15 protein-coding genes are annotated in these 16619 nt (G+C 30.2%); all 15 read right to left on the bottom strand.

Features of this window, described 5'->3' with window-relative positions:
- Window positions 1-184: 184 nt before the first annotated feature.
- Window positions 185-1579, bottom strand: coding sequence for a UDP-glucose 6-dehydrogenase (locus MR062_RS06825; protein WP_242203346.1), 1395 nt, complete (start codon window positions 1577-1579; stop codon window positions 185-187).
- A gap of 124 nt (window positions 1580-1703) precedes the next feature.
- Entirely contained in the window at window positions 1704-2858 is a 1155-nt protein-coding gene (locus MR062_RS06820; protein ID WP_242203345.1) for a hypothetical protein, read from the bottom strand.
- Window positions 2855-3946: a DUF1972 domain-containing protein gene (locus MR062_RS06815; protein ID WP_242203344.1), complete on the bottom strand. Its 1092-nt coding sequence runs from the start codon at window positions 3944-3946 to the stop codon at window positions 2855-2857. Before MR062_RS06815 ends, MR062_RS06820 begins: the two co-directional genes overlap by 4 nt.
- A gap of 14 nt (window positions 3947-3960) precedes the next feature.
- Window positions 3961-5229: an O-antigen ligase family protein gene (locus MR062_RS06810; RefSeq protein ID WP_242203343.1), complete on the bottom strand. Its 1269-nt coding sequence runs from the start codon at window positions 5227-5229 to the stop codon at window positions 3961-3963.
- Between the two features lie 5 nt (window positions 5230-5234).
- The gene (locus MR062_RS06805) at window positions 5235-6362 is read right to left on the bottom strand and encodes a glycosyltransferase family 4 protein (protein ID WP_242203342.1); all 1128 of its coding nucleotides are present in this window, start codon (window positions 6360-6362) and stop codon (window positions 5235-5237) included.
- A complete protein-coding gene (locus MR062_RS06800; RefSeq protein WP_242203341.1) occupies window positions 6337-7485 on the bottom strand; it encodes a hypothetical protein in 1149 nt (382 codons plus the stop codon). The genes MR062_RS06805 and MR062_RS06800 overlap by 26 nt, the downstream gene beginning before the upstream one ends.
- Window positions 7486-7540: 55 nt before the next feature.
- Entirely contained in the window at window positions 7541-8914 is a 1374-nt protein-coding gene (locus tag MR062_RS06795) for a hypothetical protein (protein WP_242203340.1), read from the bottom strand.
- Entirely contained in the window at window positions 8911-10347 is a 1437-nt protein-coding gene (locus MR062_RS06790; RefSeq protein WP_242203339.1) for a lipopolysaccharide biosynthesis protein, read from the bottom strand. Before MR062_RS06790 ends, MR062_RS06795 begins: the two co-directional genes overlap by 4 nt.
- Window positions 10348-11568 carry a polysaccharide pyruvyl transferase family protein gene (locus MR062_RS06785; RefSeq protein WP_242203338.1) on the bottom strand — a complete coding sequence of 407 codons (1221 nt, stop codon included), beginning with the start codon at window positions 11566-11568 and terminating at the stop codon, window positions 10348-10350.
- Window positions 11568-12728 (bottom strand): acylneuraminate cytidylyltransferase, encoded by a 1161-nt coding sequence (locus tag MR062_RS06780; protein ID WP_242203337.1) that lies wholly within the window; start codon window positions 12726-12728, stop codon window positions 11568-11570. The genes MR062_RS06785 and MR062_RS06780 overlap by 1 nt, the downstream gene beginning before the upstream one ends.
- Window positions 12725-13606, bottom strand: coding sequence for an N-acetylneuraminate synthase family protein (locus tag MR062_RS06775; protein WP_242203336.1), 882 nt, complete (start codon window positions 13604-13606; stop codon window positions 12725-12727). The genes MR062_RS06780 and MR062_RS06775 overlap by 4 nt, the downstream gene beginning before the upstream one ends.
- Entirely contained in the window at window positions 13607-14188 is a 582-nt protein-coding gene (locus tag MR062_RS06770) for a hypothetical protein (RefSeq protein ID WP_242203335.1), read from the bottom strand.
- Between the two features lie 99 nt (window positions 14189-14287).
- Complete coding sequence (gene rfbD, locus MR062_RS06765) at window positions 14288-15127, bottom strand: dTDP-4-dehydrorhamnose reductase (protein WP_242203334.1); 840 nt, start codon at window positions 15125-15127, stop codon at window positions 14288-14290.
- The gene (gene rfbC / locus MR062_RS06760) at window positions 15124-15669 is read right to left on the bottom strand and encodes a dTDP-4-dehydrorhamnose 3,5-epimerase (protein WP_242203333.1); all 546 of its coding nucleotides are present in this window, start codon (window positions 15667-15669) and stop codon (window positions 15124-15126) included. Before rfbC ends, rfbD begins: the two co-directional genes overlap by 4 nt.
- Window positions 15666-16535: a glucose-1-phosphate thymidylyltransferase RfbA gene (gene rfbA, locus MR062_RS06755; protein WP_242203332.1), complete on the bottom strand. Its 870-nt coding sequence runs from the start codon at window positions 16533-16535 to the stop codon at window positions 15666-15668. Before rfbA ends, rfbC begins: the two co-directional genes overlap by 4 nt.
- Window positions 16536-16619: the final 84 nt, after the last annotated feature.

Genomic DNA, 16619 nt, shown 5'->3' with positions numbered 1-16619 from the left:
CTTCGATTATTTATAACGAAGCATGGCCTGTCAATTACGACGGAGCACAGTAACCGAAGTAATCTCATGGTTATGTCCACAAAACTTACAGATTGCTTCGTCATGCTCGCAATGACCTTGAGTGAGACTAAAGTCCAAAGAAACCTTCATCACCTGAAACACTTAGCCTCCTTCTACATCAACATTAAGATCCTTTCCCAATGGTATAGCAAGTAAAGCCAATGTTTATAAGAGCTTCCGTATCTAAAATACCTCGGCCGTCAAACACAAAAGCGGGTTTATGCATGCTATTGTATATTTGCTGCCAGTCGTAGGTTGTAAATTCTTCCCATTCGGTTAAGACCACAATAGCGTGAGCGTCTTTACAAGCTTCATAAGGATTGGTCTCTACGTTTAACAAATCCCTGTTGTCCTGTTCGGTACGCGTATTTAAATAGTCTAAATCGGCGTACATACGCTCTTCGGTGACTTTAGGATCGTAAACTGCTAAATGGGCTTGCTCATTTAACAAGTTATCTGCCACTTGTATGGCCGCAGATTCTCGTGTATCGTTGGTATCCTTTTTAAAGGCCCAGCCCAAAAAAGCGATTTTCTTTCCGGCTACTGTATTGTATAGTGTACTCACAATATTATCGGAGAATCGGTTTTTTTGGTAATCGTTTATGAGGATGACCTGTTCCCAATAGTTTGCAACCTCTTTTAGTCCATATGTTTTAGCAATGTATACCAGATTTAAAATATCTTTTTGAAAGCAAGACCCTCCAAACCCCACAGATGCTTTTAGAAATTTAGGTCCTATACGACTATCCATACCAATTGCTTTAGCAACTTCATTAACATCGGCTCCCGATTTTTCACAAATGGCCGACATGGCATTAATAGACGATACACGTTGTGCTAAAAACGCATTGGCTGTTAGCTTGGACAACTCAGACGACCATATGTTAGTGGTTAAAATACGTTCTTGTGGCACCCAATTGGCATAAATATCCACTAGAGTTTGGATGGCTTGTTGACCTTCTTTAGTGGTATCACCACCTATTAATACGCGATCTGGGTTTAATAAATCGGCAACAGCAGTCCCTTCGGCCAAAAACTCAGGATTGGATAAAATTTGAAACTGCACTCCATTACCTGTGTTTTCTAAAATGTTTTTAATGGCTGAGGCTGTACGCACTGGCAAAGTGGATTTTTCGACTACAATCTTATCTTGCTTGGCCACTTTAGCGATTTGGCGTGCACAGAGTTCGATATATTTTAAATCGGCTGCCATGCCTTTGCCTTTACCATAGGTTTTAGTGGGGGTGTTTACGGAGATAAAAATCATGTCGGCTTCATCAATAGCCTGGTCAATATTGGTTGAAAAAAACAGGTTTCTACCACGTGCATCTGAAACAATCTTATCCAGACCTGGCTCAAACACCGGCAATTGGCTTAAATCACTAGCATTCCAAGCTGCAATGCGCTTTTCGTTAATATCTACTACCGTTACGGTTATATGTGGGCACTGTTGGGCAATGACAGCCATAGTAGGCCCGCCAACATATCCAGCACCGATACAGCAAATGGTTTTTATCATTTAAATATTTTCGTAATTCAAAAATAGAGTTTTTTACTAGGATTAGAAAATACCATCTCTATTAATAAATCTGATTCAAAAAACATCAAGGTAGACAACTATTTCTAGGCTATGCCATTATTAATCAAATGTCTGTTTTCCAATTCGTTAAAAAAATCACTCCAATAGAAAACATAAAACAATTAAATGGAAAATATAAAAAATTACCAGCCACCGCAACTATTATCATGGTTATAATAAAATAACTAACGACTAATTTATTATTTATAAAAGTTTTAAATATTGAGACAAATAACAGAGTATATAATACAATCCCAAAAAAACCTAAAAAAAGAAAAATATCAACAATTCCAAATTCTGACCTATATGAGCTTAAAGAAATTGATCCTATAAAAAAATTAAAATTTTGATTGTCCAACTCATTCAAAATAGTTTTTAAATTGAGATTTCTTTCAGAGGTCAAAGCTGTAATTATTCCATGGGTTTCTCTCAAATATGAAAAAATTTTTGTCTGAAGAAAAAGATACATCCAAAAAACAAAAATTGTCACAACCACTCCAATTGATATTACCTGCTTTTTATAACTTATTTTATTCTTATTAATATATCCTATTTTAAATATTAAAAACAGAAATAAACCTAGATATGCGGCTTTAATACCTGATAAAATGGATAAAAAGGCTACCATTATTAATAACAAACTATTCTTCTTCTTTTGAAAAACGAATAATAATGTTAAATAAAAATATGGTGTTTGCATTTGGTTTAAAAGAATGCCATTATAACCAAATCTAGTACCATTGTAGGTTTTAGTATAATTAAATCCCAGCATAATATCAACTATTATTATAATAATATTAAATAATATTAAACTTCTAAAGATAAAGTACACCTTATCTTTGAAAAAGATTGAATATTCCTTTTTTAGATAAATATCATAGAATAAGGGAAGCACTCCTAACCAAAAAAAGTATCTTATAAAAGTTTCTAAATTTTTATAGTCATTCACTTTAAAAATGTAAAACGCAAATATTAAAGGAAATAACAAAAAAATGTTTTTATGTTTATGATTAACAAAATTATAGATAGAATAACATAAAGAAAAACAAAGAAAAACTCCCTTCAAAATCCTATTCATAGGAGGAAATTCTATATCAGAATAATAATCTAGTTTACAAAGAAAATCTGCAAAGAAGTGTAATAGTATAAATAAAAGTAATATTTTTATTAGCAAATACTTTTTATTACTCTTAAGCTCTATTATTTGATTTAAGTTCATTCGCTTAATAATCCTATTAAATATTTTTCGTAGTGAGCATTAATTTTTTCCCAACTATATTTATCCTTGATTTTATTAGTGTTATTCAAACAAAAAACTTCCTTATACTTAATATATTGATCTTTTACAAAGATTTCCTGAATATCAAGATGTGATTTAAAATATTCAGCATTTTCAGCCAAAATACTTTTATTAAATATATTATCATGAGCTATTATTAGTGCTTTAGATGCCATAGCCTCTAATAATGATGGGTTTGTTCCTCCTACTGAATGACCATGAAAATAATACCTTGAGTAATATCTCAAGTTATTTAAATCTTCTTGATTATAAATGGCTCCTAAAAATTTTATTCTAGAATCTTCTTTATATTTTTCTTTTAGATAAATTCCATACTTATTTAATTTACCTATAACCAAGAAGGGGAATTTACTATTAGATTTATGAAATCCTTGTAAAATAGTCTCTATATTATTCTCTGGTTCCATTCTGGCGATCAACATAGAATATTTTCTTTTTATAACGCCATAATCCGATAGAATATTTTCACTTGCATCAATAAAGATACTTGCCCCATATGGAATAAATTCAGAAGTTTTATTGTACTTATTTTGTAAGTAATCCTGTATTCCAACAGAGTCTGCAATTAAAAAATCACTATACATAGCTCCCCACTTTTCAGCTCGCTTTAGAAAATACCGGGTATTCTTACTATACTTCGATCTCTTCCATTCTAAGCCATCCATATTGGTAACGATTACGCTTTTTTTTGGAAATAAAAAACTCCAGATAGAACTGCTTGTATACCCTAATTGTAGGATAATGTCGAACTTCATTTTCCTGCACCTTAAAATACAATTTAAATCATAAATAAATTGCCCCGCAGTACCTATTTTATATTCGGGATCATATTCATGTAAAATATGAACTCCTTCCCACATTTTTTCTTGATATGGGTGGTTATGTGAATTAAAAACATATACCTCATGCTCATTTTCGGCCAAGTATTTTGAAAAATACTCAGCGAACTGTTCAAAACCTCCGTGGTTATTTGGCACACCTCTAGTACCTAAAATCGCTATCCTCAAACTATAAATCTAACTTAATTAAAACTAAAACCTTGCTCATTCCTTTTAATCAAAAAAAGCAACAATGTGGCAAATAAAATGATCCCTCTTTGTAGCTCCAAATACATTTCTGTTAAAAAAATTAGAGCAAAAAAAACTGAAAGCACAAACATTAATTTATCATTTGTTCTAAATGCCAATGAAATAATACTAATCAAAAAGGCAATCAAAAAATAAGATCCAAATAAACCAATTGACAGGAAGGTACAAACATATTGATTATGAAAATCAAGACCTTTAACTCCTTTAAAATCATCATCTACATTATATATATTATATTTTTCATATTTCTCATTTAACTTAACTTTATGAGCCTTTAAGCCAAAACCAAAAAAAGCTCTTATTGGATTTTCTTGAATAATTTCGAAAAGAGCTCGATATTGAAATACTCTTATTGAAATACCATCAACCCCCAATTGACTTAAATCATTATTTACCCACGCCATTTCAAAATTAGCATTGATTAATTCTAAAACCCTACCTTTCAAAACTTTTGTGTTCGATCCAATACCAGCCACCAACACTATTAGTACAACAAACATTATAACATTCCGCCTTTTTTTTGAGTGGCGGAAAACACTATTAACTAAAACACTAGTAATAAGGCTAAAAACAACCATTTTAGAAGCTGTTAAAAAAACAAATAAAAACAACAAAATAAGAATAGACCATTTAAGTACTTCGTTTTTATATACTTTTCCAACTACAATAAATAAAATTGAAGAAGCATTAAATGCACATAAATAAATAGCATTTAAATTTGCGTTTTCTGATAGTTTATGATAAAAAAACACTGAATTATCATGATAAATAGAGTAATGTAAATAACTATTTATCAAACAATAAAAATCAACCACTAACACACTTAGTATAAAAAGACCAAACACTAACTTAGTGTCATTTTTTTTTACCTTAGGTGATATAGCAAATACAAAAGGAAATATAATTAAAGGGATTTTTACGCTTAAAGATTTAATTGTAGCTTCTGAATGAATGGACCATATAATCGATAATAAATAAGTCACTCCTAACAATACAAGAAATATGTATTTTTTATGTCCCAAAAAACGAATCTGTTTTAATTGTGATGGATTATTGAATACATTAATGATGCTGCAAATTATCATTAAAATTATTGCTACACTGTTATAACCATAATTAAAAGGAAGTGTCATTAAAACTAAACCAACACTTATATAAAATACATTAAAGTTTGATTTAAACAGGTTAATTAGATACCTCATTATAATTAATTTAAAATTTGAGAATACTGGATTGCAATAGTATTCCAACTATATTTAGTTTTCATCAAATCAAAGGCATTAAGGGAGAATTTATTCATTACTTCCCTATTGTTCAGAGCATATTCAATCTTAATAGCCAAATCACAATAATCATTACTTTTAAATAATAATCCATTTTTAGATTTTATAACTTCTCGAAAAGGTTCTAAATCTGAAGCTATTACAGGAATCCTATTACTCATTGTCATAAGTAATACACCACTTTGATAAATCTCATAATATGGTAAAACAATAAAGTCTGATAGAGAAAAAAGAAGATCTCTTTTTTCTCTATCTATATATTCAATATATGGAATTACCCGACCCTTTATTCCCAATTCTAATATTAATGTTTGATATTCATCAAAAGAATCTTCCCAAGGTTTTCCTGCTATGATTAATTTTACATCTTCAATTTCAGTTTTAGCAAACGCTCTTAATAGTAAGTCTAATCCTTTAGCCTTTTTAATTTGACCAAAAAAAAGAATATACCTGTAAGATTTATCCAACCCCATTATTCTTATTGCGTCATATTTCGAATATTTTTTAAAAGTGTTTTCTGTAAAACTACCGTGCTTAATAATTACCGTTTTATCCTTAATTCTTTTATTCGCATAATTAAACAAAACATCCCTAGAAAACTTATTATGAACAACTATTTTATTCGCTAAAAATTCTAAAATTAATTTCCTTATCACTTTTATATCCTTTCCTGCAAAGCCTGAAACATCATGAAGCACCAAAATTACTTTTAACTTGAATAATTTTGCCAAAATAAAAATGTACAAATCCTTTAACTGAAAAGAAAATGAATGTAATAAAGCCGTTTTATATTTCTTCCTTCTAATTATCCTAAACGCATTAATGTGACCAAAAAAAATATTATTTAACTTGTTAATAACTCCTTCCGGATTATCTTTAAAAACTTTTTCTGAATCTATATCCTTATGCTCAAAATTAGATAGTAAAACCACTTCAATACCTTTATTTTGCAATGATTTACATAAATTAACATCATACAAATCCATCCCAGCTTTAATTCCTACAAAATCTACAACCGCAATACTCTTAATAGAATTTAAATTCTTCTTCATACTTTCTATCCAAAACAAATATTAATGGCAATAAAAACCAAAACAACTGAAAATATGGAAAAATATTATGGAAACACAAGAGAATAATAAATTCTACATACATAATTTTCCCTATTCGAGTTTTTAATCTTTTTTTTAATTTATAAATAAAATACACTAAAACAAATACGCCGATAATACCAGCATCATTAAGCATTTGAATAAAAATTACATTATGCGAATCGGTATAATTTCTCCAAGGATAAATCTCAACTAACCTATCTAATGACCCTAACCCATTACCGAACCAAATATTACCTGAATTAACGAATTCAGAATAAATTGTGACAGCATCATAAAACCTTGGGTTTGCCCTCAATTTAACAATATCATAATACAAATTTTCAGGTATTTTCAATAATCCAAAATAAATTCCAACTATTAATAAAGCTCCTGCCAAAACACCTATAAGTATTAGTAAAACCTTTTTCGAAATCTTTTTATGTAAAACAAGCAAGTAAAAATTTAATCCTATAAAAAAAATACCCACTCTAGATTGAGATATTACAAGACCGAATAAAATACAAATTAAAAATAAGCTAAAATTAAACGTACTAATTATTCCTATTCTTCGATTTTCAAATACGATTAAGCTAAATATTATAAGCCAATATGCTAACCAACCGGGATCTCCAAAAAATGCTGCAGGTCGACCTAACATAAAAAATCCATTTTTCCCAAACATATGAGGTTCATAAAAGCCTAAAACGCTTAATACAAACTGAAAAACAACAATTAACGATATAATACTAACGCTAAGGTAAGACAGGTTATTAAAAAATGAAATATTTATCTTTTGCTCTAAAAGCACCCCGTAAAAAACCAAGCCCAAAATACTATTAATAAATAGTGTCATCCATAATTTAAAACCAGAAACAGTCTCAGGACTAATAATTAAAGTCGTATACAGTAAAATCAATAATAAAACTAAATAAACTTTAAATAACTTAAGTCTCTTAATTTTATTAAAAGCCTTTATAAGCCACCTAAACCTTACAATAAGCAACCCAAAAAAAATCAATGGTAATAATACATGTATCACCCTTACATTAACCCCTATGTTAATTAAGGTAATTCCGCTCATCGTTAAACCCAATGCTATAGCGGAAATTATAAATTTCGAGATATTAATATTATAATTATCTAGTTCCAAATTTATTTAAAAACACATTAAACGATTCAGAGACTACTTTTATATTGTCTTGATCATGCCAGTCAACCGAATTAACAGGAGCATCAACAATTCCATTATAACTTCTTTGATATAAATATTCAGAATACTCAGGAATCGATAATTTTTCTTCATTCCTTTCTTTCAAAATATCAAAAAGTTCATTTATACTTCCAATATTCCTAAAATCATCTAATGTTATTTTTAAACAATTTTTAAGCTTGTTAAAAAATATATTCGCAAAAGTGAAAGAATACTTACCCTTTAAAGCTGCTTCATAAGCAATAGTTCCAGAAACGCTAAAAATAGCTTCAGCCTTATCTATAATTAAATGAGAATCGACCTTTTCATTCAATAGAATGCTATTTCTTAATTTTAAAAACTCTTTGAAAAAAGAATAAGATCGGTTTCCAATTGCATTAGAATGTTCTTTTATGACTATATACCACTCATCTGGTAAAATGCGCCATATATTTTTTATATTCCGTAACTGATCATCATAATATACACCAACAACATCAACTGAGGCCTCTGGTTGCATATGCAATGTGTAAACTACAAACTTTTTGTTGTTTAATATGGATTCATCAGCTGTTTTAACAAATCGATATGTTAATTTATTAAACTCTTCTTTTAGCGCTATTTTAGACCTTTTCTTTCGGTTTTCTATAACACTAGGCAAGTCTTTAGATATATTTTCTTGTGTAAAGAACCTTTTTAACCTATCGAATTTTCCACTTACCGACAGTTCTTTCTTAACATCGCTGTCCACTTGAGCAACTCTTCTAGGTCTAACTGCGACAATTGTTTCTAGCTCTACCTCCCAATTGTCATTATGAATTTTATCATCATTAAAAATTTCAGCTTGAAACTCATCTTCTAAAAAAAAGAATCTCTTATTTGGTATTCTAACAGATTGAGGATGCAAATATTTACAATTTAACTCTTTGAACCGATTTACTAGCCTATGAATTAATATTTCATGAGCGTGTGTTACCTCTCCAAAAATAAAATTGATCTTCTTCTCCTTAATGAAATTTAAAACAGGTTGTTGTATCCTTATTAAATATTGGTACGCCCAATCAGTTTGATGCCTTAAAAACCTATCGCCATTTACTAATTCATTTAATTTAAAATCTGCAATCTTTTTAGGTTTATTTTCAATACTATTTCTAGACAATAGTAATATGTTTTCGCTGGGAAACTTCTTTTCTAAATGAATAAGCATTTTCCTTTCAAAACATAACCAAAATATATTATAGTCTTTATTTTTTAATTCGAGTGCTACTTCTTCAAAAAAATAGGTTTTATGGAAATTGGATACAAAACAAATATTGGTCATTTTTTTCTTATTACGCTTTTAAAAAATCTTCTCTCTTCTAAAGTAAAAAAATTAATTTTCCAAATTAAAATCAGGTTAGCCAAAACCAAAATAATCTTTGTCAAAATTCCAGAATATAAAATTTCATTATAAAAAACTAAAATTGAATTTCCTGCTAAAAAAAAAAGTGCAGTATAAACTTTTCTGAAATTTAATTTAAAATGATAAAATTTTAAACCAACCAACAAGGTTGTCGTAAATATCCCAATAAATCCAAAGCACTTTATTATACTTAGGCCAAGTAACCCAAAATCAGGCAAAATAACATATTCCAAAGTAATTATTAAAGTCATGAAAACTCCTAAAATAATTGGAATTAAAATTGTTCTTTTTGAATAAAATAATAATTGTTGAACCATATAATATCCAGATTGAAAGATAGCTCCCAATATTAAATAGGGTAAAAATAAGTTAATCTTTAAATAATCCTCTGCTTGCAGTAAAATTAGTCCATCAGAAGTAAATAATATAGCTATCAACCCTAAAAAAGATAAAAACATTAAAAAATTTCCAACGAGGTTCCCATATAATCTTTTGGTGTCTTCTTTTTCTGCTATGGAAAAAAAATGAGGTGTCCAAGCTAAAGAAAAAGAAATCCCTAAAGTAATTAATAGGTAAGATACTTGAAAGCCGACATTAAATAATCCCACACCTTCGTTTCCAAGTTCTCTGTTAATTAAAAAATAATCTAACTTATATAAGGCCCACCATAAAATAGCTTGAAACATCAAAGGAATGCCATATTTCAATCCTTCTTTAATGTAGGACAATCTAACGGCTGAAAAATTTATATACTTCTTAAACAAATAAAAACCAATAATGAATAATGGTACTCGTGCCCAAAACTCCCCTTTAATTTTCCCAAATGCTCCACCATCTAACACAGCAACCATATAATAAATACACACAAAAGAAATAACAAATTGTGCAATACTGAAAAGCAAGAACTTTATTGGTTTAGACTCTACTCTAAAGAGACTTAAATTAAGAATAGGAAAAGCAAAAAAGAAAGAATAAAAAATAATGTAATAGATATATGTTGATATTTCTATATCTGGCAGTAAAAAGGAAAAAATGTTCTCATAAACAAAAATTATCAACACAGTCAAAATAATATTCGCAAGAAAATTAAACACCAAAATGGATGTAAAAAAGCCTTTAAACTCTGTTGAATTTTTACCAAACTCATAATAATATCGCATTACTGTAGGACCTGATCCGTATTGCATCAAAGCGTTAAAAAAAGTTGCCACGGACATTAATGAGGCTACAATACCATAATCTTCGAGGGTAAGCTTTTTTAAATATAAAGGCAATAATGCGATTGACAACAACTGAGTAAGCAACTGACCTAATGTATACAAAGAAAAACTCGCTAGTAATTTCTGACTCATTTAAACTTGAACATTAAAATTTAATTCTCCATAGGCCTTATTTATTTCACCCTTCAATAAAATGTTTTTATCATTTATTTGTTTAACTATTTTTGCATTATGTTTAAAAATATAATTGATATCATCTAAAATTTTATCAACCTTAAAATTATTAACATCATAATTAAACGCTTCTAATTCGTAATTTTTCATCAACTCATCCATCTTTTGTTGCACACTTAATGACACAACAGGCGTTTCTGATAAAAGTGCAGTAATTTGACCATGATAACGCATGGTAACTAATAAATCTAGGGATGTAACCTGTCTCAAAAATTTATTTAATTCAGCCTTAGGTTCGGAGTTAAAATTTAATTCTCGATACACCATTGTATCACTAAAATGAAAAGTTAAAAATTCTAGTTCATACTTATATTTTAAACTTTCAATTAATTCATTAATCTTATTTAAAAATAGTTTGTGCTGGTCAAGCTTATCAGAACTGATATTTTCAGAATTTTCATAAAAATGAGGCCATAAAAAATATGGCCATAATATAAACCCAATTTTCTTTTTTCCACTATTCAATTTAGTCTGGGGTAAATCCAAGCTCAAAACTGGGTCGTAAGAACATATTATCTCCGTTTCAACTCCATTTTCTATTAATCCTTCTTTTGACTTATTATCCCTTGTCACAATAAGTTTAGACTCTGACAAAACCTGATTATAAATAAATCTAATTAATCCATTTTCAATTCTTCCCTTGTTCACCCCTATTCCTAAAACAAATGCAGGTTTGCCAAATATTCTCGCAATCATTAATGGGCACAAATAAATCATTATCATACGATAAGCTTGCTTGCTAGGATAATAATACTCTAAAAGCCCTCCTCCTCCTAAAAAAACACCATCAGAATTCTTTATCCTATTTATGAACTTAAAAAAATGATAAAACTGCTCACCTTTAATAAAAATTGGAACCCCATAATTTTTAGCTTTATTTAAATCCCTTACTGAAAGATTAATGTTAAACTTGTTTTTCTTTAATAACCTTTTTAAGGAATAAAAAATTAAATCATCTCCTAAATTACCATTACCATATGCTCCAAACCAAGTAATATTTTTAATTTCTTTTTTGCTCTTATTTATAAGTAATTTTGAAATAAAAAAAATTACAATCAATAAGACAAAAGAAAATAAATTCAACACAAAGTTAAGAAGTCTAATTAAAAATACTTTCATTAAAAAATCTTAGTGCTTATTATCTTTTCAACAAACTCACGAACCACGCCTTCTCCTCCTTTTTTTGATAAAACATGAATATTAGGGATAGACTTTACCGTATCTAAAGCGTCATTTGGACAAGCGGCACATCCAACACTTTTGAGCAATTCATAACAATTGACGTCATCCCCAATATAAGCGACCTCATTTAAACTAATATTTAATTCATCACAAATAATCTTTGCCGCTTCTAATTTTCCCCCGTGTTCTTTTCCTTGAAACAAATAATCTACTTTAAGTTTATTCGCCCTTCTCTCAACAATAGCGGTATTTTCTGAGGTAATAATCCCCGTTTTAATACTTGCATTCCTCAGCAATTCAAACCCTTTACCGTCATGTGTGTTAAATTTTTTAAGCTCATCTCCATTTTCAGAATAATACATACCAGCATCAGTTAATACGCCATCAACATCACTCAAAAAAAGTTTTATAGTTTTTTTAGAACTATTTAGCACATGCTTTTTCATCAAATATTCAGCATGAAACCAATCATCAGGTTCATCAATTTCAACCATGCTGTATTCTGGCATTTCATAGACCTCAATGTTACCACTTAATCTGTTTTCAAATTGTTTGATGTTTGCTACCTTATTGATATAGAAGGCTCCATTTTCTATTAATGAACCTTCAAAATCCTGCCTTCTAGGTCTGTTATTATAATTATAATTTATAGATCGCCCCTCTTTACTCCAAAAAAAACGTTTAATCTTAGCACAACTTAACAAGGAATCTTTTTTTGATTCTTCTAACTGCTTAATACCTTTAGACAAGTCATTGGACAATAAAAAAGGTGATGTTACTTGAATTAATATAAAGGTATACTCATCTTTAATATCCTCTCTATCTATATACTCTAACATAACACTTTCGGTGCTTGAAACATCATTAGCATTTTCGTACAACCTATTATAGATTTTTACTTTACTAAAATTAAAATTTAGGGCAACATCTTTAATATCTTGTGAATCTGTAGCAATAATTACTTCATCTATTTCAGGTGTATTTTGTGCTGCTTTAGCAGCCCAATAAAGCAAGGGTTCTCCACAAAAACTTTTGATATTCTTTAATGGTATGGACTTACTTCCTCCTCTAACAGGCAAAAAAGCTATAACTTTCAACGGTTTATACTTTTTTTAAATTTTAACTTATCTCTCTGAACTTTTTCTATATCCAAAATTTCTTCCTGCTTATAACTCAAAGCCTCATATGTAGCTTTTAAATCCCGACACAACTTCCTCATTCCTGAAGGCTCTAATGAGGCTGCATGATCTGTACCTTTCCAAGTTCTGTCTTTAGTAAAATGCCTTTCTATCCAATTAGCACCAAGTGCGTAAGCGGCATTATCAATGGCTATGCCTAAATGATGACCGGAGAAGCCGACATACTTTACTCTATTCCCATATTCCTTAATTAATCTGGAAATCTCTAACAAACATACATCTTTAAAAGGTACAGGATAGCCCGAAGTACATGAATAAACCACCAACCTATCCTTGGCCTGGCTTTTTTCTTCGAAAAAATTAACTATTTCCCTTTCTTCACATTGATTAGTCATTCCAAATGACAGGTGAACTTCTCCTTTAAAATCATCTCTTAAGACCTCAAGCATTTCAAAATTATTATTACAAGCTGAAGGCACTTTTAATAAAGATGGATTAAAAGTTATCATTTCTTGTGCCGAAGTTACATCCCATACTGAGGTTGAGTATTCAAGACCAATAATATCGCAATGTTGTTTTAACAACTTATGTTGGTCTACAGAAAATTCTAAATACTCTCTATGCGCACCATATGTGTCTCCATAAGAATTTGCTGGGTTAGGATGAGGCGCATAATATTGCTCTTCAGTCAATAATTCAATATTATTCCTCTTTTGGAATTTAGCAACATCCGCTCCACACTGTTTTGCTAAATCTAATAGCTCAATAGCTATATCAAATTCTCCTTTATGATTGCATCCTATCTCTGCAATAATTTTTGGGGGTAAATAATTCATCTATAAATATAATTTTGTTTCTAGTTTATTAATAAAGTAATCTGTTGTAATAATCAAAGGATTATATTTGTTATTTATTTCTTGAAATCTTAAATCAGCCATATTCCCTTCAACATATTTAGCATATATATTTGGGGTAAAGTATTTTTCAATCAAATGTTCTTCAACAATAACTTCCTTGCCTTCAAATTGAAAAGTCATCTTATATAAATCAATACTTTTTTGCTCCTCGTTAAACCCTAGATCAATTCTAAATTTGGTTGGAAAAACACCTTGGGGAAATTTAAACTGTATCTTTTGTGCTACCTCATCTCCCTTAACCTTTGTTTTAATCAACCCTTTAGAACTCCAAGATGTAATATTATCACTAAGGTACATAAGGTGAAACGTATCATCCTTTGTAACAATTGCATCAATAGTAACGATCAAACTATTGTGAATCTCATTTTCTGCTTTTTTATTAAATTTACTTGAAGAATCTAGGTTAATCTCGTCCTTAGAACTTTGCATTTCACTCTTTTTATCACTTTTACATGAGGTAAAACCAGCAATCAAAAGCATTAAAATTAATTTCTTTTTCATTTTTTAACTCCTTATTTTATTTGTCAAATATATATTTTAAATTTCTATAACTACCATTCTCAACCACAAAATCAAAAGGATTATACACATTGACAATTTTTAAATTTTGACTAAACTATCTCTCCAATACGGAACGCCTATTCCTAAAGTTTTTTTTACTTTAGATTTTTCTAAAACACTGTATACAGGTCGTCTTGCTAGCACAGGATAGTCTTTTGATTTAATAGGCTTTATGATTATCTTTACTTTTGACAAATCGAAAATGGCCTTAGCAAACTCAAACCAGGAAACAGCACCTTCATTACTGTAATGGTAAAGCCCAAAATCTTTTGATTTGATCCTAATAATTTTGATGATCACTGCTGCCAAATCACCAGCGTAGGTAGGTGTACCTATTTGATCTGAAACTACAGAAATTTCATCACGAGTTTCAGATAATTTTAACATGGTTCTCATAAAATTATTCCCATATTCTGAATACAACCAAGAGGTTCTAATAATAAAATGCTCTTTTAAAACCTTTTGTATCTCAACTTCGCCTTGCAATTTGGAAGCGCCATAAACACTTATTGGATTTGGCTTATCTTTTTCTGTGTAGGGTTCTGTTTTATTTCCATCAAACACAAAATCTGTAGAAATATGTATTAAAATCGCTTCATATTCCTTACATACCATAGCCAAATTTTTAGCACCATTGGCATTAATATTGTATGCCTTTTCTATTTCATTTTCAGCTTGATCAACAGCCGTATAAGCAGCGCAGTTGACACAATAGTCAATTTTGTTATCACTAAAAAAAGACTGTACCTGATCTAAATCGCAAATATCCAGATCTTGATAGTCAGTATAAATAAAGTTTAAATCATCATACTTAGCTTCAATATCTTTAATACAAGACGCTAGCTGACCATTACCTCCAGTAACTAAAACGTTTATCATAATTTAGAATTCTTTAATTGGGGTAATACTAAATCCTTTTCTGAAATAACAAGTTCCTTTTCCGGTAATTTCCAATCAATATTTAGTTCTTTATCATTAAAAATAATACCGCCTTCAGACCCTTTATGATAAAAATTATCACATTTATAAGAGAAAATAGCGGTGTCACTTAAAACGACAAATCCATGAGCAAATCCCCTTGGGATAAATAATTGGTTCTTATTCTCCCCTGACAACTCTACAGTAACATATTCTCCGAATGTTTGAGAGCTCTTTCTTAAATCAACTGCAACATCAAGAACACGTCCTTTAACCACTCTTACCAATTTTGCCTGAGCATATTCACCAGTTTGATAATGAAGTCCTCTCAACACCCCTTTTGAAGAAAACGACTCATTGTCCTGAACAAAGCTAATGTTTTGACCGATTAATTCATTAAATGTATTTTGATTAAAACTTTCAAAAAAATACCCTCGACTATCATTAAAAATTTTAGGTTCTATTATAAAACAGCCTTTCAACTTTGTCTCCCTTACAATCATTGTTTTTTATTCAGTAACCCCAATAAATTTTTACCATAACCACTTTTTAAAAGCGGTTCTGCTAAAGCTTTAAATTGTTCTTCGTTAATATAGCCCATCTCATAGGCTGCTCCCTCAATCGCACCTATTTTTAAACCTTGACGTTCCTCAATCACCTCGACAAACTGTGACGCCTGCATTAACGATTGAAAAGTGCCCGTATCTAACCAGGCTGTCCCACGATCTAAAATACTTACATTTAGTTTTCTCTGTTTAAGATACTCTCGGTTTACATCGGTAATTTCTAACTCGCCCCTGTGACTTGGTTTAATATTTTTAGCAATCTCCACTACCGCATTGTCATAAAAATAAATCCCAGGGACGGCATAATTTGACTTTGGGTTTTCTGGTTTCTCTTCAATAGAAATCACCTGACCCACACTATCAAACTCCACAACCCCATAACGTTCCGGGTCATGAACGCGATAGGCATAAATAATACCTCCATCAGGATCATTATTCGCTTGTAATAGCTTAGCTAAACCTGTTCCGTAGAAAATATTATCCCCTAATATCAGTGCAACCTTATCATCTCCTATGAATTCTTCACCAATAATAAAGGCTTCCGCTAACCCATTTGGCTCGTCTTGGACCGCATATTCAAAACGGCAACCATACTTCTCTCCATCACCAAGAAGATCCTTAAAAAGAGGTAAATCCTTCGGTGTAGAAATAATCAACACCTCTCGAATTCCCGCATACATCAAAGTTGAAAGCGGATAATATATCATGGGCTTATCGTAAATAGGCATCAACTGCTTACTTACAGATAAAGTTAGCGGATGCAATCTTGTTCCTGATCCTCCTGCAAGAATAATACCTTTCATGAGCTAATTTTTATTGTTCTTTATGGTCTCATGCAACATCCTAATTATCACCCCTCTGTATGATTGAATATTGACCAATGGATG

It is taken from the genome of Aestuariivivens insulae (assembly GCF_022662195.1).
In the GTDB taxonomy this organism is placed as follows: Bacteria; Bacteroidota; Bacteroidia; order Flavobacteriales; family Flavobacteriaceae; genus Aestuariivivens; species Aestuariivivens insulae.
The sequence above is the reverse complement of the archived record's forward strand: the minus strand, read 5'-3'. Positions and strand labels throughout refer to the sequence as shown.